This is a genomic window from Nostoc sp. DedQUE08 (assembly GCF_034530895.1).
Lineage (GTDB): Bacteria > Cyanobacteriota > Cyanobacteriia > Cyanobacteriales > Nostocaceae > Nostoc.
In genome coordinates, this window is sequence record NZ_JAVRCD010000033.1 from 1 (window position 1) to 25,251 (window position 25,251).

The 25,251-nt window shown below is 37.9% G+C and carries 20 protein-coding genes; 12 read left to right on the forward strand and 8 right to left on the reverse strand.

Going from position 1 to position 25,251, the window contains the following annotated elements; all coding sequences use genetic code 11:
- Positions 1-421: 421 nt before the first annotated feature.
- The gene (locus RMY64_RS21210) at positions 422-868 is read right to left on the reverse strand and encodes a molybdopterin-binding protein (protein WP_322675018.1); all 447 of its coding nucleotides are present in this window, start codon (positions 866-868) and stop codon (positions 422-424) included.
- 375 nt (positions 869-1,243) lie between these two features.
- Here RMY64_RS21210 and RMY64_RS21215 point away from each other — a divergent pair, with 375 nt between their 5' ends.
- On the forward strand, positions 1,244-2,041 hold the full coding sequence (locus tag RMY64_RS21215) for a hypothetical protein (protein ID WP_292731256.1): 798 nt from the start codon (positions 1,244-1,246) through the stop codon (positions 2,039-2,041).
- Between the two features lie 395 nt (positions 2,042-2,436).
- Here the strand turns inward: RMY64_RS21215 and RMY64_RS21220 are convergent, their stop codons facing one another.
- The 3 genes from RMY64_RS21220 to RMY64_RS21225 all read right to left on the reverse strand — a co-directional run bounded on the left by RMY64_RS21220 (position 2,437) and on the right by RMY64_RS21225 (position 4,616).
- Positions 2,437-3,096 carry a sugar transferase gene (locus RMY64_RS21220; RefSeq protein ID WP_322682876.1) on the reverse strand — a complete coding sequence of 220 codons (660 nt, stop codon included), beginning with the start codon at positions 3,094-3,096 and terminating at the stop codon, positions 2,437-2,439.
- Between the two features lie 275 nt (positions 3,097-3,371).
- The gene (locus tag RMY64_RS36865; protein ID WP_322705686.1) at positions 3,372-3,629 is read right to left on the reverse strand and encodes an STAS domain-containing protein; all 258 of its coding nucleotides are present in this window, start codon (positions 3,627-3,629) and stop codon (positions 3,372-3,374) included.
- Between the two features lie 102 nt (positions 3,630-3,731).
- A complete protein-coding gene (locus tag RMY64_RS21225) occupies positions 3,732-4,616 on the reverse strand; it encodes a WecB/TagA/CpsF family glycosyltransferase (protein ID WP_322701012.1) in 885 nt (294 codons plus the stop codon).
- A 1,082-nt stretch (positions 4,617-5,698) separates the two neighbouring features.
- On the opposite strand from RMY64_RS21225, the gene RMY64_RS21230 reads away from it, so the two are divergent.
- Positions 5,699-5,992 carry a hypothetical protein gene (locus RMY64_RS21230; protein ID WP_322692128.1) on the forward strand — a complete coding sequence of 98 codons (294 nt, stop codon included), beginning with the start codon at positions 5,699-5,701 and terminating at the stop codon, positions 5,990-5,992.
- Between the two features lie 2 nt (positions 5,993-5,994).
- Here the strand turns inward: RMY64_RS21230 and RMY64_RS21235 are convergent, their stop codons facing one another.
- From RMY64_RS21235 to RMY64_RS21245, 3 genes are all read right to left on the reverse strand, one after another.
- A complete protein-coding gene (locus RMY64_RS21235) occupies positions 5,995-6,675 on the reverse strand; it encodes a response regulator transcription factor (protein WP_322701013.1) in 681 nt (226 codons plus the stop codon).
- On the reverse strand, positions 6,665-8,116 hold the full coding sequence (locus RMY64_RS21240) for an ATP-binding protein (protein ID WP_322701014.1): 1,452 nt from the start codon (positions 8,114-8,116) through the stop codon (positions 6,665-6,667). The genes RMY64_RS21235 and RMY64_RS21240 overlap by 11 nt, the downstream gene beginning before the upstream one ends.
- Before the next feature lie 391 nt (positions 8,117-8,507).
- Positions 8,508-10,646, reverse strand: a complete 2,139-nt coding sequence (locus RMY64_RS21245; protein ID WP_322701015.1) for a hypothetical protein — start codon at positions 10,644-10,646, stop codon at positions 8,508-8,510.
- Positions 10,647-11,103: 457 nt separating this feature from the next.
- Here RMY64_RS21245 and RMY64_RS21250 point away from each other — a divergent pair, with 457 nt between their 5' ends.
- The 8 genes from RMY64_RS21250 to RMY64_RS21285 all read left to right on the forward strand — a co-directional run bounded on the left by RMY64_RS21250 (position 11,104) and on the right by RMY64_RS21285 (position 21,091).
- The gene (locus RMY64_RS21250) at positions 11,104-12,552 is read left to right on the forward strand and encodes a hypothetical protein (RefSeq protein ID WP_322701016.1); all 1,449 of its coding nucleotides are present in this window, start codon (positions 11,104-11,106) and stop codon (positions 12,550-12,552) included.
- Positions 12,549-13,841: an O-antigen ligase family protein gene (locus RMY64_RS21255; RefSeq protein WP_322701017.1), complete on the forward strand. Its 1,293-nt coding sequence runs from the start codon at positions 12,549-12,551 to the stop codon at positions 13,839-13,841. The genes RMY64_RS21250 and RMY64_RS21255 overlap by 4 nt, the downstream gene beginning before the upstream one ends.
- A gap of 47 nt (positions 13,842-13,888) precedes the next feature.
- A complete protein-coding gene (locus RMY64_RS21260; protein ID WP_322682869.1) occupies positions 13,889-15,160 on the forward strand; it encodes a lipopolysaccharide biosynthesis protein in 1,272 nt (423 codons plus the stop codon).
- Positions 15,161-15,261: 101 nt separating this feature from the next.
- On the forward strand, positions 15,262-16,326 hold the full coding sequence (locus RMY64_RS21265) for a polysaccharide pyruvyl transferase family protein (RefSeq protein WP_322701018.1): 1,065 nt from the start codon (positions 15,262-15,264) through the stop codon (positions 16,324-16,326).
- Between the two features lie 160 nt (positions 16,327-16,486).
- Positions 16,487-17,455, forward strand: a complete 969-nt coding sequence (locus RMY64_RS21270; protein WP_322675029.1) for a glycosyltransferase family 2 protein — start codon at positions 16,487-16,489, stop codon at positions 17,453-17,455.
- 69 nt (positions 17,456-17,524) lie between these two features.
- The gene (locus RMY64_RS21275; RefSeq protein WP_322701019.1) at positions 17,525-18,514 is read left to right on the forward strand and encodes a glycosyltransferase family 2 protein; all 990 of its coding nucleotides are present in this window, start codon (positions 17,525-17,527) and stop codon (positions 18,512-18,514) included.
- Positions 18,515-18,891: 377 nt separating this feature from the next.
- Positions 18,892-19,914: a glycosyltransferase family 2 protein gene (locus RMY64_RS21280; protein ID WP_322675031.1), complete on the forward strand. Its 1,023-nt coding sequence runs from the start codon at positions 18,892-18,894 to the stop codon at positions 19,912-19,914.
- A 127-nt stretch (positions 19,915-20,041) separates the two neighbouring features.
- A complete protein-coding gene (locus RMY64_RS21285; RefSeq protein ID WP_322675032.1) occupies positions 20,042-21,091 on the forward strand; it encodes a glycosyltransferase family 2 protein in 1,050 nt (349 codons plus the stop codon).
- A 30-nt stretch (positions 21,092-21,121) separates the two neighbouring features.
- Here RMY64_RS21285 and RMY64_RS21290 read toward each other — a convergent pair whose 3' ends face one another.
- Positions 21,122-21,676 (reverse strand): cupin domain-containing protein, encoded by a 555-nt coding sequence (locus RMY64_RS21290; protein ID WP_322701020.1) that lies wholly within the window; start codon positions 21,674-21,676, stop codon positions 21,122-21,124.
- Between the two features lie 340 nt (positions 21,677-22,016).
- Between RMY64_RS21290 and RMY64_RS21295 the strand changes: the two genes are divergently transcribed.
- Positions 22,017-23,462, forward strand: a complete 1,446-nt coding sequence (locus RMY64_RS21295; protein ID WP_322701021.1) for a deoxyribodipyrimidine photo-lyase, 8-HDF type — start codon at positions 22,017-22,019, stop codon at positions 23,460-23,462.
- Positions 23,463-23,646: 184 nt separating this feature from the next.
- Complete coding sequence (locus RMY64_RS21300) at positions 23,647-25,188, forward strand: hypothetical protein (protein ID WP_322701022.1); 1,542 nt, start codon at positions 23,647-23,649, stop codon at positions 25,186-25,188.
- The last annotated feature ends 63 nt before the right edge of the window (positions 25,189-25,251 follow it).

The following is a 25,251-nucleotide window of genomic DNA, read 5'->3' on the forward strand; positions in this document are numbered from 1 at the left end:
GCGATCGCCTACATTTGTGATGACCCGTAGCCAAAAATGGATAAAGTCGAGCTTATCGTGTATTCCATTAATACGAAAACCAGCTATTACATCAATACTTTTCGGATAAACCCAACAATCTCTTTTTTGGTCTGGGGGTAAGGCTAATGGGTTTGCGGATAAAGGTAAATTCAAACCTTTCCCCTTTCCCCCTTAACCCAAAAGTATTGGTTATTACATAAGCGATCGCATCAACTATATTTACTCAAGTAAAGAAAGTTTATTCTCTTAATATTTAACTATAGGACTCATATTTTATTTCTGAAAAAACTCAATACACCTTTATTCCTATCTTCCCAGTCCCCAGTCCCTAGTCCCCGATCTTTACAAGTAATCAGGAATCAAATAGGATTGCTATATAACGCCCCAAATCAACGTATTTCTATTCTCTGGCAATGACAATATCGTTAGATTTAATAACTGCATAAGCTTCTTTTCCTTCAGATAATTCTAACTCTTCTGCAGAAGCTCTGGTGATAATCGAAGTTAATTCTACTTTGTGAATAATCTCCAAAGTAACCTCACTATTAACTGCTCCATAAACAACTCGTTTAACCACACCTTTAAGAATATTGCGAGAGCTAACTTTTAGTGGTTTCTTTTGAATACTACTTTCTATGTTAGGCTTTTGAGTGTAATAGATATCTGCCTGTTGTTCCTGCTGAGTTGGTGGTGATATTGGTGCTAAGTTTTGCTGAGTGAGACTACGCACGAGTTCCCGCAGAATCTCAGTCTTAGTGCGTTGAGACTGTTCGCAGAACTCCTCTAGAATCTTCCGCTCATCCTCTGAGGTTTGAAATGTAACCCATCCTTGTTCTTTTCTTGGCATAATAATATTATTATCAATTTTGGTTATCTTGGTAAGATTCTACCAAGTATCAATTCGATACGTCGTTTTAGTAATAACATTTTTTTGTCGGTATTTTCGGCATTTCTACCGCAATTAATCAACTATTCTCATATAGTTAACTACATATATATTTATTTTTTTCTAGATGCGAAATATTTTGTTACTTGAGATTGTCTAAACCATCACTAAAATGATACCAACTAAGATGGTATAACATTAGTCTATGGTATTTGTTGGGATAGCTACGCTTATGCAAGGATAATCTAACAGAAAATTCCACTGGCGTAGGCGTAGCCCGTCGCAGACATCGCGTGAGTGCCGTAGGATTATTTAACGTGAGTTCACAGCCGGGGGATGAAACACTTAAAATCACGTTCTCAAGACTTGCGGAGTTTATTTGAGAACAATATCACCATTGAATACGTGGCAGAACCCCTAAAAGCTATGCCAGCTGATGCGGAGGCGAAAGAAGTGCTGCATTGGATGCAAGCGCAAAATTTTGATGTTATCGGCGTGGAGACGGGAGATATTATTAGCGGTTATGTAGAACGCTCTAGTTTGATCCCAGGCAAAAAAGGTAAATGTAGCGACTATCAACGAGTGTTTCATCCCAAAGAACTAATTGCCATTTCCACCCCACTGATAAAGTTGCTACCCATTTTGCAACAAACTCCGCGATTGTTTGTCTTAGATTGCAATCAGGTAAGTGGTATTGTCACCTGTGGTGACTTGCAGAAAGCACCGGTGCGAATGTTACTATTTGGCTTAGTAACGCTGCTAGAAATGAATTTACTACGGCTGGTGCGGATTTACTATCCTCAAGATTCTTGGCAAAAAGTCCTTAAACCTGAGCGCTTAGAAGTTGCTCAACGACTATGGCGAGAAAGTCAGGAAAGAAACGAAGCCACCGATTTATTAGATTATCTACAATTCTGCGATAAGCGAGAGTTGATTTTAAATCAACCAGAACTTCTCCAGCAACTAGGACTAAAATCAAAACGGTTTGGCGAACGTTTCCTCAAATCTGCTGAACAGTTGCGAAACCGATTAGCTCACGCCCAAAATTTAGTTAGTGGTTCCTCTTGGACAGAATTGATTTCTCTAGCAGAAGCGATGGAAAAGCTGTTAATTCATTGTGAGGAAGTTGAGTAAATTAGTTAGGTTTTTTTAAAATTATTGAACTAGCAAATCAAATCCCCTGCTGTCCAAAATACTCATGTAGAGACGCAATAAATCGTGTCTTGTTTGAATAAAGTTGAACTGAGAGGATGTTTGAAAAGTTCGTTGTCGTTATCAAAAGTTTTAACTTCCTCTAAATTCCCTTTTTCAGGTGGGTTAGGACGGATCTAAAAGTGCCTAAAGTCACAACAAAACACTTTTCAAACAACCTCTTAAATCCTTTAATTGAGTCAGAGACAATACTTCAATCTGCGATATCTACGACGGTTTTTTTACGAGATGCACTTGCGTTCGCCTACACAATTTCGGAGGAACTGTTGCAAGCTTATTTTTCAGTGAAGTTATAACTTTTTTCGATTAACTCTGCGTTAGCAGGCACCACTCTTATCTGACACAACTTTTAAAGTTTTGAAGATTAGACTAATATCATAAACTATAGACCACTTACGTTGGTAGTCTAAGTCCATGTGAACAATATCTTCAAAGTCTTTAATACTGGAGCGGCCATGAGCCTGCCATTCACCAGTCATACCCGGCTTGACATTCAAACGTTCCCAGTGGTGCTTTGAGTAGTGTATCACTTCATTAGGAGTAGGAGGGCGGGTGCCTACTAGACTCATTTCCCCCAGCAGCACGTTCCAAAACTGAGGGAGTTCATCTAAGCTAGTGCGGCGGAGAAACCTTCCTACACAGGTAATGCGGGGGTCATTCTCATTTTTGAATATCCGATCGCTTTGAGCTTCATTCTTAACTAGATGCTTAAGTTGGTCAGCTCCAACTGACATCGAACGGAACTTCCAAATTCGGAAGTGACGCCCATTCAAACCACAGCGAATTTGACTGTAAAATATAGAACCTGGGCTATCTAACTTAATCGCGATCGCAATCGGAATTGCTAAGAATACTGTAATCGATAGCCCAATAACAGCACCCAAGATGTCAATCATTCGCTTGGCTTTACTGATGACAGAGGGATGAACTGGAACTTTAACTTTAGGAAGAGTATGGGTATCATCTAGAACTTGCATATCAAAACGATGGGGAGTAAAAGTATTAGACATGGTAATTGCAGTTTCAGTAGTAAGTCGATCGACTCGATCGTCTGTACATTTACTTATTTCAGTACCCTGTAAAAGCGAGAATGAAATTTTTTAATAGGTTAAGCAAGTAAATATGTCACCAGTCAATCTGTTCTTTAAGATATTTGCAATGACGGTAGCGATCGATGCTTCATATTTAAGCATTCAACATCATTACGACGGCATTTAGTTATCATAAATTTCAAACACTGAATCCATCTGAGTCAGTTCAAAAATCGTCCGAACAAGTGCTTGCAAATTACCGAACAATAGGCACTTGAACGTCTAGACAAAACCTCCTTAAGTAAAGCGATTAAGCTTGAACTATCCATAAAATTTACTTTGACTAGATCAATCACCCAAAGATGTTTGGGGTGAGGTACTAAGCTAGATAGCTGTTCCCTTAAGGTATTACCATGCTCAAAATCTAAGCATTGCTGAGTTTGAATCACGATCGGTTGCCTTTCTTGTGTCAGAGTCATAAGTTTTATAGATTTAATTAACTAAGAAGCTGACTTTCAAAAGCATGAAACTGTGTGGTAAACCACACATACTCGTTTCATTATATTTAACTGATAAGGTATTTAAGAGCCAGGATTATTTGTTATTTTATTTATCTGAAATTTCTGTTGCAAAATTAACCAAAAAAATGGTAATCCTTCTATTAAATATCTTTTCCATAATCTTTGAGGCTCCGATACCATTCTATATAACCATTCAAAACCCATATTACTTATATATTTTGGTGCCCTTTGTATATTACCTGCTTCAAAATCAATAGTGGCACCTATTGCTAAAAATATTTTGATATTTGGCAGTTGGTTTTTGTATTTATATATCCATTTTTCTTGTTTTGGTGCGCCTAGCCCAACGGCTAATACTGTGGCATCTGAAGAATTAATCATCTCAACTATTTTTCTACATTCCGCTTCTTTTTTTTCAAATCCAAAAGGTGGTGAATATGAGCTGACAATTATATTTCTATGAACCTTAGCATTAATTTTCTCTTGAGCTTTAATAGCTACACCTTGTGCTGCACCTAATAAAAATATTTTAATTGTTTCATTTTGTTTGTGGAAGTTATAAAATGCTGGAAAAAAGTCAGAACCGGAAATTTTTTCTTGGATGGGCTGACCTAAGAAACGAGATGCATATATTAAAATTTGACTATCACATAGTTTGTAATCAGCAGTCTTATAAGCTTCAAGAAATTCACGATCGTTTTGCAATTTCATTATGTGATCTACATTGGGAGTAAATACAGTACCATATTTAAGATTTTCTAAAACTTCTGTTGTCAAGACATTGTTAATCTCAATATTTAAGAGATTAACCTTTTGTACTTGGTTGTTCTTCCATTCAAAGGATTTACCCTGATGTCTTAAAAGCTGTACTAGGAAAAAACTGAGTGTTTCAGATGAGAAAATACGGTCAAAGCGAATGTTAAAGAGACTATTTTTGTGTGCCATATAACTTTGAAGTTCGCTATCTACAATTGAGAAATAGTAAAAGTTAGAACATTGCCGATGTTTTCTGCTTATGCGGGTATATTTAGAGTGTTACGTTTGGGTGATATCAAACCATATAAATGCTAAAAATATGAACAATGTCTGTTGCCAGACTTCAATTTTTATCTGTCAAAGCTTTTAATACAGTTGCATTGCTACGCATAAGCACCATAAAAGATTTGGTGTTGCTGAATTATGGGATGATTTCACTCAGTTTTGAACGGCCTTTCAATTGTTTCAACTGCCAATTTATACCGCATTCATGCAACGCCATAGATTTGATAGGACTTGAGACTTTGTTCGCGAGGTTGAGTCAAGACTTAGTGAACTCTACGTATACTTTCTTACGCAAATACCGATAGAAAATACTATCTGATGGCTACTTAAATTATTTTTTATACAGTATCCTAATGAGGAATAAAATTATCCAGCTAACTATCCGTTTGGCTGTGGCGTACAGATAGTATAAATTTCATAATAAGATAATTAGGCACGGAAAAACAAACGTATGTTTAGTTTTTTCAAACCTGTACAAGAACCAACTTATAAGCTATTCAGCAAATTTACATTTCTTTACATAGCTTACTTTTTTAACACTGATTGACTGACTACAGGACATAAAAAACCAAAAAAATCAGAGCTTTGACAACTACAGAAATAAGATAACAAACAATTATTGCCACCCAGAATTGATGTTGAACAGATGATATGTTGAGTGAAAATATTTCCAGTAGCGAGTGAGAATTTCTGTTTCTCTCGTCATTTTTATATTCAGGTAATAATGGCAGTCTGTAGAGTTGTCAGATTGCAATTTAATTGCTTATGCTTTTTATCTGTTAATGACTTGAGCCTGTGTGAGAAAAATAAATCTTTCTTCTTTCTATCTTTTTGCTCTTAACTGATGATTTAGCTCAACTTATTCGCCCAAGCCTTATTGTTACATCCATTCAACACTGGGCGGTTACGCCATCGCACTTCCTTTGCGATCGCTAAAACCATTGTTGTATAGTAGGCATTTCCCGTTTGCAGATAAGTATAGAAATATGAAAAGACACCGAATTATGGTTATTGGTAAAAATGTCATGACCGTGCAGCGCGTCAGCAGTCATTGCTTAAAACAAAATGCAGAAGTTTTCCCATATTATTGTATTCCCACGCCGGAAGAGATAACTTTGTTTGAACCTCATATATTGGTGCTATGTCTACCCATACCTGAGCAATTCCAGCATCAACTACTTCAGCCTTACATTTTGTGGTCAGAACAACTCGTGAATGACATCTCACCACTGGCTACTACTTTGACAGAATTATCTGACTGTTTACATAAATTCCTCTAAGCTTAAATCAGCCCTTGGCGTACAGCTAAAGCTGCTGCTTGAACGCGATCGTCAACGCTAAGTTTGTTGAGAACCATACGTACATAAGACTTGACGGTTCCGAGTGAGAGGTAGAGTTGGTTTGCAATCTGCTGGTTTGAGCGCCCCTGTGCAATAAGTTTAAGAATCTCGCGTTCGCGATTACTGAGAATAGGTTGCGCTATTACCTGAGATACAGGAACATCGGGAGCAACAGCGGTTGACCTAAGCATCCGAGCAACTTTTTGAGCGATTAGAGGATCTAAGTAAGCACCACCTTGAAGTATCAATTGAATAACGGCGATGAGCTGTTCCCATTCAATGGTTTTAAGACAGTAACCATCAGCACCAGCTGCAAGCATCCCCATGACCTGAATATCGTCGTCAAAGGCACTTAAGGCTAAAACACAAGTAGTCAAGCAGTTGCTTTTTATATGCTGGGTGGCTGTAATCCCATCCATAACTGGTAGATCGATATCCATTAAAACTACATCTGGTTGGAGTTGACTAGCTAATTCAACAGCTTCTCCACCGTCCAATGCCTCTCCAACTATACTAAAACCAGGTTCTAAGCTAAATTGCCCTTTTATCCCTCGGCGGATTAAAGCGTGATCGTCAACTAATAGAATCCGTACAGTTTTCTTTTCGTCAATATTAGATATCATTATTGCTACATCTGGTTATATTCTGTTCATCGTTACTATCAACTTGATTTATGGCACTTGGGAGAGTAAACCAGAAAGTACTTCCCTCTCCAAGAGAACTTTCAACACCAATGTTTCCTCCGTGAGCCTCAATAATTTGACGACATAAGTACAGACCAAGCCCACTTCTTCCACGATGCCCTCGTCCTTGAATAAAGCGGTGGAACAGCTTTTCCTGAGCTTGCGGTGCAATTCCCAAACCGCGATCGCGCACCGAAATCCGCACTTGCTTTTGTTCATAAGGCATTATCTCAATCAGAATTTCCCCGTTAGGCTTACTTACCCGCACAGCGTTATCAAGTAAGTTTTGTAGAACTCTTTGAATTTCTAATTCATCACCATAGACAGCTGGCAGCAATTGAGAAGTTTTACAAATGAAGGCTAACTCACGTGTAGATGTTGCTTTTATCTGACTAATTACTTTAATTAAAATCTTTTCCCAGTTTAGGCGATCGCACATTAAACAAGTGCTGCCTGCTTCATAACGGGAGATATCTAAAAGGAGTTCCACAAGCTTAAGCAAATCCTCATTAGCTTCATGGTACTCTTCAAAAACTTCCTTCCAAGTGTCATTGACTGAACCAAAAGCTCCTCTGAGCATACAGTTTAAAGTGTTACGAGTCGCAAGTAAAGGAATACGTAGGTCGTGGGAAAGTGCAGATATCATGTCTTCAAGCTGTTGGTTACGCACCTCAATACTTTGTTGACGGTGACGAGTCTTATCAGCCATCGCGTTAAGAACTCCAGCTAGTTGCCCGATCTCATCTATAGAAGAATGGGATAGTTGCACTTCCATTTGTCCCGCTTGCCAAAGTTTACAAACTTGTGTCAATTTGTTTAATGGAAGTTTGACTCGCCAATGCAACAACTGGATATTTAAAATTGCTACTAATAAAATGATGAATGTGCTGAAAATATTGATCGCACTGTTAATACTATTCAATTGCTGTATACGATTTTTGCGAACTCTCAAAAGCATCTCTTCGTGCTGAATGAGTTTCTCAATCTCCTTATGCAAAGAATCAAATAAAGTGCTTTTTGTCAAAGCAGAATTCCTTACAGACCCAGAAAGCGCTTTTTGCTTCAACTCCCTTTGCCACTGGTTATAGATATATTTAATTTTATCGAGTTGCTTTATTTGAGCAGGGTTGTCTTGTACGAGATTGTACAGATGGTTGAAGCTGTTGTGGAAGCTGGGCTTCTTCTGACGATAACTTATCGGATTAGTTTGTCCCTGATTAGAATTTTCTAGAAAACCTTTTTCTTGATTATCTATTACAGCATTAAGTAGACGTTCTCCTTCTCGCCCTATGAATAAAGCATGGGTTATCTGGTTATATGCCTCATGATTTAGGTGTGCTATCAAGAGATTGAAGACTTGCTGTCCAAATAAAAAGAACACTAGCAGTAAAATACTAGTATGCAGAGGGTTTAAAAAATTACCTTTCCTAGATGAGTGAATTAAGAAAGGTATCAAGCTAATAGCTATCACTATTTAATATCTCTACCACCTTAATTAAAGTTACCTAGAATACTACTTAAAACCCTTATACACCAGTACTGAAAAAGCTTTGCTGGTGTTCAGCTGTGATTCAAAAGCGTTAACTATGCGTGTGTTACATATCAATATCCTTCATATTAACAACTTAATTGTATTAAATAATGTAGCAAAGATATACTACTACCTTTTTTACAAAAATTAACATAATGCACAAAAATTAATAATCTTTTAGCTTCGTGGTTTTCTTGCAACTGATGTCAGTTGCGTGAGAGAAAAACACAAGAGTATTTTTTTACGGACTTCCATAGTAGATTCCCCTACCGTTAGTGCCAATAAAGACTAGTCCAAATTTCTGCCAGCTAGCCTCCATGACATTAGGCTCATTGCCCATAGGTTGGTGTAAATAGGCGATATTTATCCATGTTTTTCCTTTGTCGAGAGAGCGAAATACTCCTTCGCCCATACCAGCAATTTCCCCATACAAATACAGTGCAGGAATTTTGCTTCCCTTTTGTGCCTTACCAAGGGCGAATAAGTAAGCTTTCTTCACTTTAGGAATCTGGGCAAATTTTACACCGCCATTTGTTGAGCGATAAAGTCCGTGAGAGTTAAGACTGAGCCAAACTTCGCCATTAACCCCCGGAACTGTTTTGAGCATAGACCAACTTTCAGAAGGCAATAATGAGTTGACAATCTTAAAGGATGCGCCTCCGTTCTTACTGCGGTATAACTTGCCACCACTGTAGTAGTAAAAAGTGTTGCCATCTAATTTGTCAGCTACTAATGGTTGACCCCAGTACCACGGGCCTTTAGGGCCTTTGGGTAATCCTGATACTTTGCTCCAAGAACATCCGCCATTGGTTGTACGAATAGGCTGTCCTTGATTAATAATTGCGACAAATAGATTTGAATTTGTTGCTGACATGGCTACACGCAACGGGATTGTGTTCTTCGGAAACGAGGAAAATTGTTTCCATGTCAGTCCCCCATCTTGCGAAGTTGCTCCCGTATAAGTATTGTTCCACCGATTACCACCAACACGTACCATTTGTGAAGGATTGCTTTCGCTATAAGCAAGACCATAGGTATCCTGGAACCGAGGACTATTTTTGCCGCCAAACTGCGTAGATGGGTAGACATCTAGTCCATTGCTGTGGTCAAACCCATCCGTATCAGCAACACCGCTCAACAATTTAGAGCCACTTCGAGGTGAGACTAGGGCGAAGCTAACTAGCTGCTCGTGTCCTTTTTCATAGTTCGACCAAACAGATGACTCTGCGTTGATGTTATCTGTTTGCCATGTTCCATACCAGTCTGTTAACCATAATCGTCCAGCAGTTTTTGGGTCAAACTCAATCGCTGAGGTTGAGGAGGCAAAAAACCACTTAGGCCACCAGGGCACTTGAGGTTTCAAAGTATGCTTTTTCTGTTGCCATGTAGCTCCACCATCAGTAGATTGAAATATGACACGATTGTTTGTTGTGGAAACATACTGGTCATAAACAATTAAAAGATGATTGGGATTGTTTGGATCTACAGCAATGGCATTAAATGTAGTTTTCGCGTTACTTGGTGTGATATCGCTCCAAATACTGTTTGCATATTTGCTGACACCCGACGTATGCGTTACATACAGAACTTTGTCTTTTGCCAGAGCGATTCGATTCACTTTTGATGGGCTTCCTGGTATTTTGCTCCAGGTAACACCCGCATCAGTGGATTCATATATGCCATTTCCATAGGCATTGGCATAGACTAGTTCAGATACATTTTTGCTAAATACAATACCTGTAATTCCAATCTTTGTTTCCGGCTTTTCGGGAAAGGAGCTAACCTTGCCCCATGTTGTACCACCATCTGAAGACTTCCATAGCCCATTCAATCGCGAACCAAATAAAATAACATGGGAATTAAAGGGATTAACGGCTAGCCTCTCTCCGAGCCAACGTTTAGTTTCATTGCCACCCATTGGCAAGTCTATTTTCAGCTTATTCCAGGTTTGACCGCGATCGCTCGATTTGAAGATTGTTCCTAATCCACCCCAACTAGTAGTATATTTCCCTGCTGCGATGTATACAATATCTGGGTTATTTGGGTCAAGTGCTAAGGCTTCTCCCCCGTAGTAATTGCTGTGTTGCAAGCTAAATATATCTGTTAGCGGAATCCATTTGTAATCTTTTGAATTCCAACGATAAAAGCCACCCATATCAGTTCTGATGTAGGCTAAATTTCGCTCTTGTGGATGCAAATAAATGCCTGTAACATAACCACCTCCTCCGATAGAGACATTATTCCAGTGATACCTTGATGTAGTACTCCAACTAGACTTGAGGGGTGTAAATTTGACGATAATAGCCAGCGCAAGTATAGCAATACAAATTGTTTTCCCTAGCAGTCTCCAGAAACGGCGATCGCTCATTGCTATTTTCATGATATTTGCACGTATTTATTTTAATTGACGTTACAGGAAGTAAATTAAAGTCAAGTAAATCAGCTACAGATCGATACTTCTCGGTTAGCCCAATTAAGTAAGTCTGCGAGAAAAAACCTAACTAGGTTACGAAATGTAAATACACCTAAAACCCTTACAAATGACTAAGGACAAATGACAAATGACAACCCTCACTGCTTATCTTTATTTGCACCTACTTAAGTGGATATCCGGGTGGATAATTTTATTGAACCCTAGAGGATGCTGTCTGCATGGATGCAATATTGACCATCAGGCGGTTTTGTCATTGCTGTTTAGGAAGGAAACTTTACTAAGAATTATTAATCAATTTTTAAGTAACAATGTAGTACGATCCTGTAAGTTTACTTAGGCAAATCGTAAAACCCACCTAGACTTTGTAATTCCGCAGCCAGTTCCCGACTTTAGAGGATTTTTAATGGCCAATCATACAGAAATCTCTGCGGGTTACCCTAGCAGTTTGAGAAAATTAGTAGCGAGAAAAGGATGTTGGCAGCGTTACTTACTTCTAGGTATAACAACAAACATAGCATTTTGGGCTGCAACTTTTCTTTATCTAAAACTTACACCACCGACCTACACTAGTTCTTCAGCTATTAATCTGCCAGGAGCATGGTCAAATGCCAATATTAATCTACCAGACATTGGCTATGCTAATTATGAAAATGTGTCTCCATACGCTGCTCTTTCTTCTCAAGATCCAAGAGAAATTTATAAATTTATAGCTGAAAGCGAACCTATATTAAGATCGGCAGCCGAGCAACTTAATATGTCTTTAGAAGAGTTTGGCAAACCTCGGCTCAAGCTAATAATTAATACTTCCATGATGAGCGTTGACTTCGAAGGCGCGAGTCCCCAGGAAGCTCAAAATAAATCTTTAGCTTTTTACAAAGCCTTGCAAACAAGACTCAACAAGCTACGAAATCAAGAAGCTGTTCAAAGAGATATAGGTTATCAAACGTCCCTGATTTCTTCGCAAAAAAAATTAGCAGATGCTCATAAGCGGCTTTCCGATTACAAAGCACGTTCGGGTTTGAATTCTGAAGATCAAATTAAGGATTTGACAACCAACATTGAACAGCTCCGCAGACAACGAGCTGAAATAATCGGTCAACAGCAACAAGCTACTACTCGTTTGGCACAATTATCGAATAATTTAAAACTATCTGCTGGACAAGCTACAGATGCTTTTACCCTTCAAACAGACCAGATATTTCAACAAAACTTAAAAAATTATAGTGATGCTAGCGCTTCTGTGGTAGTTTTAGAATCCAAATTTCTGCCTAGCCATCCGACATTAATTACAGAGAAAGCGAAAAGAGACGCTGCTCAAGAGGCACTGCTAGTTCGAGGTCAGTCTCTTTTAGGGCGAAAATTCACTTTGGCAGTTCTAAGGCAATTAAGCCTTAGTAGCAATAACTCTGGTAACAACGTTCCTCGAGACGCTCTTTCCCAAGAACTAGTTATAGTTCAGGCAGACCAAAAGGGATTCACTGCTCAAGCTCAAGCAATAGAACAACAGATTAACCAGCTTGAAAGTAGGCTCAAGAATTTAACACAGTTGGAAAGCACCTTGGATTCGTTGAAGCGAAATACGCAAATTGCTGGAGCGGTCTTTTCTTCAAATTTGACCAGACTGGATATTGGTAAGTCGAATACTTTTGGATCTTATCCACTGATTCAACTTGTTATACAGCCTACATTACCTGAGAAACCGACTTCACCAAAAGATAAATTAGTTTTACTAGGTTCAACTTTAGGCTCCCTTTTCGTATCCCTTGGACTGGTGTTACTTTGGTGGCGCGAACGTAAAAATTTAATATCTGATAAGACTGTGAGTACAGAGAGGAAGAGAATGGAACAATGAAACCTCAAAACTTTGAAGAAAGTCTTGTTTGGTATTGGATAATTAGTACCTATGTATTTTATTTTATTGGTATTTTATATCCTGTAAATTTTGTATTAGCCTGGATACTGTTTTTTTACTTATGTAAGCGGCTTTGGAACCAAACAGCGCAAACTCGTATTGAAAAAAGAATCAAAGTTTATTGGATACATTGGGTTTGGATTGTCTCTATTCTGATCGTAGCGATCGCTACAATTGTAGGCTGTATAACTTATGATGTAGGTACAAATCAAACTCTTAGGTCATTGATTAACTGGTTTACAGATTGGGCTTTGCTAGCACTATTTCCATTAAGCGGCTGTCTCAATATTCGACCACAACTAATCTATAGGGCCGTCTGCATCTTATGTCTTCAAAGTTTGATTTTAATTCCCTTTTTTTATCTAGCTTGGATACTAAAGTTACCTGCACACCTATATTCTTCTCCAATTGAAAGATTAATCCAGAATGGTGAGCTTTTTTACAATGTAAATCTCTATGGTAGTGATTACGGTACGAATGATATCCGTCTATTTCTATTTGCACCTTGGGCACCTGCGCTCGGTCTTATTGGAAACATCTACTTCTTCCTTGCTGTTGAAGAACGTAACAACAAGTGGCGCTGGATTGGTATAGCTGGCTCTTTAGCGATGAGTATAGTATCTGTTTCTCGCTTATCTTTTATAGCTTTACCAATAGTTTTCATATTAGTTTTGTTACTTACAAAAATTACTAAACCTACTACACAAATTGCACTCGGATTTGTTAGCTTTTTAGCAGGTATTTTTAGTACGGCACTTCTTGGTACTATTAGGGATGCTAAAGAAGCATTTTATAATGCTAGACCGGACTCTTCACGAGTGCATGAAGCTTTAGGTATGATTGCCTTGGAGAAATGGAAAGAAGCTCCTATATGGGGTCATGGTTTTCGAGAAGCACCAGGGCCTAAAGCATTAGCGGAAATGCCTATCGGCTCTCACCATACTTGGTTTGGTCTCTTATTTGTGAAAGGGATAGTTGGCTTCATCGCTTTTTTAGTACCAATTTTATTGAGTTTTATAGTTTTGCTGATTAAAGCACAGAAAAGCACAACTGCTAGGGTAGCATTATATTTTCTTGTCACTCTATTACTTTTTACATTTAATGATAGCCAAGAGGTTTTAGGTTACTTATACTATCCCGGTTTAATTATCATGGGAATTGCATTTAAAGAAGAAGTGCAGCTTCCTAAATCTTCTCTTAATAAGAAGCCTGAAGCTGCTTATACTTAAATTTAAAATTGATAAAAAATATCTAATTTTCTCTTAAGGATGCCCTCATGTTAATCAAAAAGCTAAGGCAAAAAGTATCTAGTCAATATGTGCGTAATATTGGTTGGATGGGGGGAGCAGAGTTAGTAAATCGTGTTTTCCGATTGGGAACAACAGTTACTTTATCTCAACTGTTAAATCCTTACGATTATGGATTGATAGCAATCGTTTTGACTACCAATGAATTCGCAACTGTTTTTACCTTAAGAGCTGGAATTGGCTCTAAGATTGTTCAGGCAGCAGAGAAGGATCTGAAAATTATTTGTCAGACATCCTACTGCCTTAATTGGATACTATGTGGAGTAATGTTTATTCTTCAGTGTCTTGCCGCTTTACCAGTTGCTTTATTTTATAGTAATAACCAAGTTATCTTGCCTATCTGCATTATGGCATTAGTTTACTTAATGCTACCAATCTTTGCAGTTCAATCTGCCTTAATCCAGCGAGAGAACCGCCTGAAAATCACAGCATTATGTAATGCTACTCAGTCGTTTCTAATCAATATTCTCACTATATGTTTAGCTCTATTAGGGATGGGAATGTGGGCTGTTGTTATACCTATTGTTATTACGACTCCAGTCTGGATTGTTATCAATCTAATGAATCATCCTTGGCGTCCTACCATGTTCTTTAGTTTTAATAAGTGGCAGGAAGTTGTTAGTTATGCTAGAAATATTCTTGGCGTTGAGTTACTAAATAAGCTAAGAGCTAATCTTGATTACCTGATTATTGGACGTTTTTTAGGAGTCCAGGCGCTAGGAATTTACTATTTTGCTTTCAATGCTGGCTTAGGAATCAGCATGAATGTAATAAATACAATGACTTGGTCTTTATACCCGCATCTTTGTGCTGCTCGGGGAAACGTTAAGCAGCTTCGAGAACGTTATTTTAGTAGCCTCAAAACATTTGCCTTAATTGTCTTTCCATTGGTTTTGCTACAGTCAAGTCTAGCTCCATTTTATGTCCCAATTGTTTTTGGGCAAAAGTGGGTAACAGCAATTCCAGTATTGATAGTTATCTGCTTGTCAGCCATACCACGCCCATTTGCTGATGGCGCTTCTATGTTACTTAACTCTGTAGATAAAAGTCATATTAATCTTTACTGGAACTTAATTTTTACTGTAATTTTTACAATTTCATTACTAGTAGCTGTGAAATGGGGAATTTTTTGGGTAGCTGTTGCGGTGTTCATGGCTCATATATTAGCATTACCTCTTTACAGCATTTGGGTTAGTAAATATGTTTTATCTAGAACTCAATCTTTATCAATTGCAAAATAAAAACTAAAGCTGAGTAAAAATTTGGCTTGTTAGAAAAATACCTTTTTCTAACTACACTTGTTCATTGAGACATAACGAATAACAACGAGGAACTAAAATTAATGGCTACCCCCCAACCGGAACAGCTGAAAGAACTTCTGCATAAATCACTAGAGAAATTAGAGACATTTCCAGAGTGTGCATTACTAGACTATCCTGACTATCCTAATATTGGCGATCACCTTATCGGTTTAGGTACTATACTTTATTTAATTAATGTGCAAAAAACAAAAATTAAATATACTGCTAGTCCTAATAACTTTTCTAGCAAAGTAATGGAAGAAAGAATTGGAAAAGCTCCTATTTTCCTTCAAGGAGGAGGGAATTTAGGCGATCTTTGGACTGCTCATCAAAAATTTCGCGAACAGATTATTTCTAAATACCGAGATCGACCAATAATTATCCTACCACAAAGTATTTATTTTGTTGAACCTACCAATTTAATAGAAGCAGCAAATGTATTCAACTCACATCCTAATTTGACTTTGTTTGTGCGTGACGAATATAGCTATGAACTAGCTCTAAAATATTTCTACAACTGTCAGGTAATTAAAGCACCTGATATGGCTTTTCAAATGGTCAATCTACCTGGCCTCTTATCTAGGTCTAACCGTAGTAACTCTATTTTATATCACTATAGAAATGACAAAGAGTTGAATCAAAGTAATTCTCAGACTTCTATCGATCTCCCTAATTTAGTTGTAGAAGATTGGACTTCTTTCAAATATGACACAACTGAACGTATGGAGCGAATTCGGGAAGGCTTGCAAAAAGGTACAGTGATTCCTGGTGAGTGGATATATCGACATCTTTGGAAATACTTCCATCATTATTCCTTTGGATTCAATAGCTTATATAACTCCTCAATGCATCTTAAATCCTTAAGTTATATGCATCATGGGATGTATCAATTTAAACAGCATCGTCTAATTATTACAAACCGCCTGCACGGACATATTCTCTGCATTCTTATGGGTATTCCTCATGTCTTTCTACCTAATGCTTACCATAAAAATGAGGCATTTTATCAAGCTTGGACTTACTCAATTCCCTTTTGCAGATTTGTAAAAGAATCTTCACAAATTCAGGTGGCTGCACAAGAACTCTTGGAACTATTCCCAAACTAACTGGTTTATGCTCTGCCTACACGAAAAATTACAAAAATATTTCTACTTTCCATCTGGTTAAACTCTATGACCGAAAACGACTCATGATACAGAGCAACTAAATTTATTTATAGGGATCATTAATTTTGAATTTTGAATTTTGAATTCGGAGCGAAGCAACGTGACAACTATATCCGTTATTATTCCCGCTTACAATGCTGAACGCACTATTTTAGAAACAATAAAATCCGTTTTTCAACAAACCTTTTCTGATTTTGAGTTAATTATTATTAATGATGGCTCAACCGACCGGACTTTAGAACTATTGAAGACTGTTGAAGATTCTCGTCTCAAGATTTTTTCATACAGCAATGCTGGTCTATCAGTAGCTCGTAATCGTGGTATTTTTCATGCCACGGGAGAGTTTATGGCATTTCTCGATGCCGATGACTTATGGACACCTGATAAATTAGAGCTACAACTAGCAGCATTGCAAAAACATCCAGAGGCAGGACTTGCTTATAGCTGGACTCTGAACATGAGTGAAACAGCAGAGATTTTTCACCCTGGTCATAATGTAGTCTACGAAGGTAATGTGTATGACAAATTATTACTTAGTAACTTTATTTCCAATGGTTCTAATCCTTTAATTCGTAAACAAGCAATTGAATCTGCTGGAGAATTCGACCCAACTCTTTTTTCCGTGGAAGATTGGGATTATTGGTTTCGTGTAGCACAGCACTGGGATTTTGCAGTAGTTCCCAAACCTCAAATTTTCTATCGTCACTCTTCAAAATCTATGTCAACAAAAGTTGAGAAGATGGAGAAATATTTGCTTATTGTCTTGGAGAGAGGCTTTCAAGCAGCACCGCCAGAGTTACAAAATCTTAAAAATCAAAGCCTAGCAAATATCTATCAATATTTAACGGGTATGGAACTAGCTCATGTGACTAATAGAGAACAGCTCAACCAAGCTGGTCGTAAATTGTGGAAGACGGTTTCTTTATATCCTCAGATTTTGCGAGAAAGAGTAACTCAGCGTTATTTAATGAAATGGCTAGTAATGCAAGTCCTTTCTCCTCAAATTGCTAAGTACTTGACTCGACCTTTTTCTTTGGCTAGGTCTGTTGCGGTTCCAAGGCTGCAATAGAGGCTGTTATTAGAAAGCAACCTTTTGATACTAATTAGCTAGTATAATTTAGCAACTTATTGAAATCATATGCCAACTATATCTGTCATTATTCCCGCTTATAATTCTGAGCGCACAATTGTCGATACAATTGTCTCGGTACAACAACAAACTTTTTCTGATTTTGAGATAATTGTTATCAATGATGGTTCAACAGACGGAACTCTTAAGCTACTGGATGAGTTGAAAGATGGTCGTATAAAAGTCTTTTCCTATGAGAATGGGGGTTTATCAGTAGCTCGTAATCGTGGTATCTCTCATGCTAAGGGAGATTTTATAGCCTTTCTTGATGCTGACGATTTATGGACAGCCGACAAGCTAGAACTTCAGTTAGAAGCTTTGCAAAAAAATCCAGAAGCAGGTGTTGCTTATAGCTGGACTTATTTTATGGATGAACAAACTGGAAATTGCCATCTGGATCGGCCGATCTTTTTCCAAGGTAAGGTTTTGGCGAATTTATTAACCTGGAACTTTATTGCTAGTGGTTCAAATCCCTTAATCCGTAAGCAAGCCATTGAATCTGTAGGAGAGTTTGAACCTTCAGTATCAGGAGCAGCAGACTGGGATTATTGGCTACGTTTAGCTGCAAAATGGTCGTTTGTTGTAGTTAGCAAACCGCAGATTTTTTATCGTCAATCTTCAAATTCAATGTCATCTAAAGTTGAATTTATGGAAGACTGTCAGTTCCAAGTATTGGAGCGAGCTTTTCAATCAGGATCGCCAGAAATTCAAATACTGAAAAATTATAGTTTAGCTTATGTTTACCGATATTCTTGTAAGCTATGCTTAACAAGAATTACAGGTGATGAAGGAGTTGAAAAAGCAAGTCAAAAATTGGGGAAGGCAATTCAGCTATATCCAAAAATTCTCCTGGAAAAGGAAACTCAAAAGCTAATTATTAAATTGTTGTTGAAAAAAATACTTGTAGAAAATATTTCTGCATACTTGCTCCAGATTATTAGTAAAATTCGCGTTGCTCACGTTCAAAAGTTAAATATTCATGAAAAAAGAATCGGTTGAGGTAAGTTGTAGTACTTGCCACTTGGTAACTCAATGGGATAGTTACTCAGTCTTATTCTGGATAATGGTGGAGCGATCGCTTGCTAAAAATTTCAATCAGACTATCCACACGTAGAAAAAATGTATCATTAACTACAATAATTGCTTTATAACGCATACTAGAAGGAAATATCTTACATTATCCGGTGAAAAGTTAGGAAGTGGGATTCGTTTTATAACTAGACGGATAGCCAAGTGGATAAATATCTCACTTTTTTAGATGCTATCACTAGAAGGTGCGATCGTATCCATCAGATAGTATTCCCATTGCCATATCAAAGATTACTGTACTACTAGTAAAACCTGAGAGCAAACTGAAACTAAAGTCAGTCTAGAAAATGAAAAAAGTTTCTGTAATTATTCCGGTTTATGGAGTCGAAAAATATATAGCTGCTACTGTACAATCTGTTCTTGAGCAAACCTATACAAATTTCGAGCTTCTAATTATCGATGATGCTTCTTTGGACAGGAGTATAAATATTTGTCAGCAATTTACTGACCCCAGAATTAAAATTATTCGTCAGGCAAATCGAGGGGTATCTGGAGCTAGGAATACTGGTATTCGCCATGCTCAAGGAGAATATTTAGCTTTTTTGGATGGAGATGATCTTTGGTTGCCAGAAAAGTTAGAAAAACAAATTGCTCACTTAGAAAATTCACCAGCAGTCGGTGTTAGCTTCAGTCGTTCTGCTTTTATTGATGAAGCTGGACAAGCTTTAGGTACGTATCAGATGCCCAAGCTTAAAGAAATCACGCCATCCTATTTGCTCAGTTGCAATCCGGTTGGTAATGGCTCGGCTGCGGTAATGCGCAGAGAAGTTTTGGAAGCGATTAAATTTCAAGATAATCTTTACGGTACTAATGAAGATTGTTATTTTGATGAACGCTTACTCCAATCAGAAGATAACGAATTTTGGATTCGTATTTCCATTAAAAGCAATTGGCAAATAGAGGGCATTCCAGAACCCTTGACCTTGTATCGGGTTAATTCAAAAGGGCTTTCAGCAAATATGCTCAAGCAGTTAGATTTTTGGGAAAAGCTAATTGAAAAGACACGCTCCTACGCTCCAGAAATATTTACTCAAGAGGAAACACTAGCTAGAGCTTACCAGTTGCAGTATTTAGCTCGTAATGCCGTAAGACTACGAGAAGGTTTAATGGCTGTAAAATTAATTAATCGGGCTTTAATAGCTGATTGGCATATTCTTCTTGAAAATCCCAAAAGTACACTTTTGACACTGGTAGCAGCCTATTTACTTTTACTCTTACCTCAAAATGTTTATAATAAATTTGAAGCTCTGGTTTCAAATAATATAGTAGGGGCTAACCAAAAACGTCGTATTCTTCAAGAAAATATCTAGAAATAATTAATAACTTTTCTATAAATAATTAAGAAGTTTCTATGCTAAAGCATAATTAGATTTCTTAATAATGCATAGTAAATTTAATTAGAGATTAATTAAATTAAATCAATGGGAATAGTCAACAATGAAGAAAGTTTCTATCATTATTCCGGTTTACAAAGCAGAAAAATATATAGCTGCTACACTGCAATCGGCTCTTGAACAAACTTACGAGAACTTCGAGATTTTAATTATTGATGATGGTACTCCTGATAAAAGTATAGAAATTTGTCAGCAATTTACAGACCCTAGAATTAAAATTATTCGTCAAAAAAATCGGGGTCTACCTGGGGCAAGAAACACTGGGATTCGCCATGCACAGGGAGAATATTTAACTCTTTTAGATGCTGATGACTTATGGTTGCCAGAAAAATTAGAAAAACACGTTAAGCATTTAGATAATTCGCCTAATGTCGGGGTAAGCTTTAGCCGCTCTGCTTTTATTGATGATAATGGCAACCCTTTAGGTATTTATCAAATGCCTCAGATGGAAGGAATAACTCCAGCAATTGTCTTTTGCCGCAATCCAATTAGCAATGGTTCGGTAGCAGTAATTAAAAGAGAAGTTTTTGAAGCTATTGAATTCCAAGACAATCTTTACGGTACAGTTGAAAATTTTTATTTCGATGAGCGATCGCGCCATCCTAATGGTGACACAACAGATGTTGAATGTTGGTTTCGGATGTCTGTTAAGAGCGATCTGGAAATAGAGGGTATTCCTGAAGCTTTGACCTTATATAGGGTAAATTCAGGGGGACTATCAGCAAACGTTCTCAAGCAGCTAGATGCTTGGGAATTAATGGTTAGTAGGGCACGCTTATATGCTCCAGAAATAGTTAATCAATGGGAAACACTAGCTAGAGCCTATATGTTGCGTTACTTAGCCCGCAGAGCAGTCAGCCTGCAAGATGGTGCAATGGCTGTGAAGTTGGTGAATCAAGCATTAGCAACCAACTGGCATATTCTCTCTAAAGAACCACGCCGTACACTTTTAACCCTAGGAGCTGCCTATTTCCTTCGTCTTTTGCCCCAGTTCCTTTACAGTCGAATTGAGACTGTTGCTTTAAAGACTACAGGATATACTCAAAGACAGCGCATTTCACAAGGCTTAGGGGGGAGCAACGCGATTTCGTGACCTCGGCCAAAGGACGTGCATAAATGAGCTTTAACGCGGCTTTTGGATCGAATCACTCACTTGAGTCCCTGTATAATTGGGAACCCAACCTTCTGCGATCGCAAAATAGCGTATCCCTTTGAAATTCAACGATGCAGTTGGGCTGCACCAATGCTCAACTCCAGCGGGGATGTAGAGATAGTCTTGTGCCTGAACTAAAAGCTGTACCTGGCTGCCATCAGGTTGCACGAAGCCATAAATCATTTCTCCTGACAACACATACAGGGGTTCAGGCGCAGGATGAGTATGATAACGACCGTAGGTTGCGATCAGGTGGTGAAGATTGAACGAACCTGGATGCACATTTAGTAAGTCACACCAGAGAGCGCCATTTTCTTGCTGAAGAAATTCAAAAACGCTGTTATGGAGTTCTACGCAATAACGTTTCTCGGTCTCAGTTAAAACGTCCTGGTCTCGCAGATTAGGGAAGAGTAGCGATGTTCCTGGGTCGTAGTGTTTGAGTTGAATGCCAAGAGGCGCAAGTTCGCAAGCTATTTCGTCTAAATCGCTCTCAATCGTACCGTCGTCAAGTAGTAGGTTAGCCATGACAAAAAGACTAATTAACTGTTAAGAAGAGTATACTCAATTTTGAAATGAAAAGCCACTATTCCCGACTGAGAAACCGGGGAATGAGGCATGGTGAATAGGGAATAGGGCATGGGGCATGGGCAATAGGGAATGTATACAAAAACTAAGATAAGGCTTCCTTAGATCAGAATTTTAGAGGGACAACAAAAATAACCAATGCCCAATGCCCAATACCCAATGCCCAGTGCCCAATACCCAATTCCCAATACCCATTAAAAGAATAAATTTATCGCCAGAATGATGCTTATTGGTACCACTAGCATCTAAGCTAGTACGGGTGAACTATATCCAGCATGGAATGTCTGACTTAATTCTGTTTTGGCATCGGCGCGATTTACGCGTTTCTGATAATACGGGACTGGCTGCGGCAAAACGGCAAAGTCCGAAGGTAGTGGGCGTGTTTTGCCTAGATCCAAATCTTCTGGAACGGGATGATGTTGCTCCTGTGAAAATAACTTATATGATTGGCTGTTTGCAGAAACTCCAAGAGCGATATGCTCAAGTTGGTAGCCAGTTGTTAATACTCCACGCCGATCCTGTACAAGCGATACCAGCTTTAGCCGAAGCAATAAATGCCAAAGCTGTTTTTTGGAATTGGGATGTAGAGCCTTATTCACAAGAACGCGATCGCACCATTATAAATGCCCTCAAAGAAAAAGGTATTGAGTTTCTTAACCAAAACTGGGATCAAATCCTCAACTCTCCAGAGGAGTTACGCACGGGTAGTAACAATCCTTACACGGTTTACACACCCTTCTGGAAAAATTGGATTGCCAAACCGAAAGCTCAACCAGTAGAAACACTGCAAAATATTGAGGGATTAACGGAAGCCGAACAGGAAATTGCCAAAGTTGCAGGAGCGATCGCACTACCTTCAGCGAAAGATTTAGGATTTATTTGGGATGGTGACTTGATTATTTCACCAGGAGAGGCGGCGGCACAAGAACGATTAGAAGAATTTACAAATAAAGCTATTACTGAATATCAAGAACAGCGCAATTTTCCCGCAGTTGACGGAACATCACAACTGAGTGCAGCTTTAAAATTTGGCGTAATTGGCATTCGCACCGTTTGGCAAGCCACTATAGAGGCACAGGAAAATAGCCGCAGTGAGGAAACAGCAGTTAATATCCGCACATGGCAACAGGAATTAGCTTGGCGGGAGTTTTATCAACACGCAATGTACAACTTTCCGGAATTAGCTGATGGTGCTTTCCGCGACGCCTTTAAAAACTTTCCTTGGCAAACTAACGAAGAACATTTCCAAGCTTGGTGTGAGGGGAGAACAGGCTATCCCATTGTAGATGCAGCAATGCGCCAGATGAATGAAAGTGGCTGGATGCACAACCGTTGTCGAATGATTGTTGCCAGTTTCCTTACTAAAGACTTGCTAATTAATCCCCAATTGGGAGAAAAATACTTTATGCAGCACCTGATTGATGGTGATTTATCTGCCAATAATGGCGGTTGGCAATGGAGTGCTTCTAGCGGTATGGACCCCAAACCTGTGCGGATTTTCAACCCAGCCAGTCAAACACAAAAATTCGATCCAGATGGGGAATATATTCGGCAATGGGTATCAGAATTGCGGTCTGTAGATACAGAATATTTAGTTACTGGGAAAATTCCACCTTTAGAACGTCATGCTGTTGGCTATCCTGACCCAATTGTGGATCATAAAATACAGCAACAGCAGTTTAAACTGCGTTATCAACAGCAAAAAATCCTTAGTAGTGGTGAGTAAAATTATTTTTTTTAATAGATATTTCCAAAACTCATGTAGGCATAATTAATGAATTGTGCCTACATGAGTTTTGGTAAATGTATAATTAATTTATGGAGATACCTAATGTTGAGCTAAGAGTAATATAGTAACATAATACAAATTTTGCTATGTTACCTCTTAGCTTGCTGCTTTTTAACTACAAATGGATTTCAAAAGTTTTTCTGAGCTACGTGAGTTTATTCGCCGCTACAACTCAACATCCATTCTAGAGATTGGAGCTAAGAAATGCTGGCAAAAGTGGGAACCGAAAAAATACTCAGATCCTCTAGATTGGGTGCTTAGTAATACTGAACGCAATTATGCTGTCCGACTTATGTTACTAGCTAGTGCAGGTAATCCTCATCGGCATGGGGATATTAGTGTTGAGACGTTTGACAGCTTAATTAATACTTACCATAGTTGGGAACATCATACCATTTCAAACAAACGTATTCTTGATAAAGAAGCAGAAGCCCTATTAAGTTATATCAAAAAATGGGAAAATAAACATGAGAAAACAGCACGTAATTGGTCGTTAAGATTGAGTAATATTTTGGATTTAGAAGTAATTCGCGATCATATAGCTGGTTTATTCGCACAAAGACTACTAGCTTTTCAAAATGCAGGTTTTGGATACCCTGTTGCTCGCATACATCGAACGATGAAATTTATTGATCTACTAGATAAACATTCCGATAAAAAATTTTCAGATGATTTTTTAGAGCGCACAAAGCTAAGTAAAATAAATTACTTCAAACAAATTATAGGTTGCTTAATCGTGTTTAGCAATTTTTATAATAAAAAAGGATTCTGGGATTTTACTCAATTTCTCGATATAGATGATGAAATTCAAAAACAAGGTATTAACCCAGAAAATATAAAAATATTTGTTAAGCAAAATAGTGAGCTTTTTTCCTCGGAAGCTGACAATTCCTTTCGTAATAAAATTAATCAAACACTTAACAGTGTTCCTAATTTTTATCAACCTCTATTTTACAATTATTTTCTAGAAGTTCCTTTTATTAAATTGAATAGTGAAAGATTCTGTTTGCCAGATCCCTTCTCTTTTACGGAATCTTGTTGGAATCAGATTAGAGGTCTTATTTTCGAGGAGAATACTAGGAAAAGGTTAGAAGGATTATTAAGTCGCTCATTCGAGGATTATCTTGAAAATACACTTCTTCCCTTTATTATTCCTAATTATTTTCAGAGAATTCCCGAAGTCAAAAATTCTACCTCTAGCAAAGATAAGCGTGCTGATTTTCTCATTGAAACTTCAAGTTCATATATCGTATTAGAATGCAAAAGTAGTATTATGTCTGCCGATACAAGCGCCTATTTTCATGCTGATAAACTTGCTGATGTTTGGTGTCGAATTCATTCTGCATTCGAGCAAATTGGCAACACAGTAGAAGCTTTAAATCTTCACGACAAGCCAGTGATTCCTCTTATTTTGACTTTTTATGACAGTATTGCTGCATCTACAGTATTTGAGGAGATGGTAAAGCAAACTGACTATTGCTCTCGTATGGGATTGAATATACCGCCAATTGTGCATTCTATACATGAGTTTGAACATTGGATTTCCGATAGAAGTCTTAATAATTGGGCAGAATTAATCCTTTCAAAACAGAATGCTTCTTCTATACAACGTGATAATAAAGGACATAATTATGGACACTTAAACAATATTTCAATTCTTTAAAGTTTATCTCAAATAATCCAGGTGAGTTATTATTTTATTCTAATTTTGCAATTCAGCTTGCTG

Coding starts and splice junctions, on each gene's coding strand:
- RMY64_RS21215 (WP_292731256.1), top strand. CDS start 1,244: ATGAAACACTTAAAATCACGTTCTCAAGACTTGCGGAGTTTATTTGAG.
- RMY64_RS36865 (WP_322705686.1), bottom strand. CDS start 3,629: ATGACTCTGACACAAGAAAGGCAACCGATCGTGATTCAAACTCAGCAA.
- RMY64_RS21285 (WP_322675032.1), top strand. CDS start 20,042: ATGAAGAAAGTTTCTATCATTATTCCGGTTTACAAAGCAGAAAAATAT.
- RMY64_RS21210 (WP_322675018.1), bottom strand. CDS start 868: ATGCCAAGAAAAGAACAAGGATGGGTTACATTTCAAACCTCAGAGGAT.
- RMY64_RS21300 (WP_322701022.1), top strand. CDS start 23,647: ATGGATTTCAAAAGTTTTTCTGAGCTACGTGAGTTTATTCGCCGCTAC.
- RMY64_RS21255 (WP_322701017.1), top strand. CDS start 12,549: ATGAAACCTCAAAACTTTGAAGAAAGTCTTGTTTGGTATTGGATAATT.
- RMY64_RS21230 (WP_322692128.1), top strand. CDS start 5,699: ATGAAAAGACACCGAATTATGGTTATTGGTAAAAATGTCATGACCGTG.
- RMY64_RS21235 (WP_322701013.1), bottom strand. CDS start 6,675: ATGATATCTAATATTGACGAAAAGAAAACTGTACGGATTCTATTAGTT.
- RMY64_RS21280 (WP_322675031.1), top strand. CDS start 18,892: ATGAAAAAAGTTTCTGTAATTATTCCGGTTTATGGAGTCGAAAAATAT.
- RMY64_RS21220 (WP_322682876.1), bottom strand. CDS start 3,096: ATGCAAGTTCTAGATGATACCCATACTCTTCCTAAAGTTAAAGTTCCA.
- RMY64_RS21245 (WP_322701015.1), bottom strand. CDS start 10,646: ATGAAAATAGCAATGAGCGATCGCCGTTTCTGGAGACTGCTAGGGAAA.
- RMY64_RS21290 (WP_322701020.1), bottom strand. CDS start 21,676: ATGGCTAACCTACTACTTGACGACGGTACGATTGAGAGCGATTTAGAC.
- RMY64_RS21250 (WP_322701016.1), top strand. CDS start 11,104: ATGGCCAATCATACAGAAATCTCTGCGGGTTACCCTAGCAGTTTGAGA.
- RMY64_RS21295 (WP_322701021.1), top strand. CDS start 22,017: ATGTCTGACTTAATTCTGTTTTGGCATCGGCGCGATTTACGCGTTTCT.
- RMY64_RS21265 (WP_322701018.1), top strand. CDS start 15,262: ATGGCTACCCCCCAACCGGAACAGCTGAAAGAACTTCTGCATAAATCA.
- RMY64_RS21260 (WP_322682869.1), top strand. CDS start 13,889: ATGTTAATCAAAAAGCTAAGGCAAAAAGTATCTAGTCAATATGTGCGT.
- RMY64_RS21275 (WP_322701019.1), top strand. CDS start 17,525: ATGCCAACTATATCTGTCATTATTCCCGCTTATAATTCTGAGCGCACA.
- RMY64_RS21225 (WP_322701012.1), bottom strand. CDS start 4,616: ATGGCACACAAAAATAGTCTCTTTAACATTCGCTTTGACCGTATTTTC.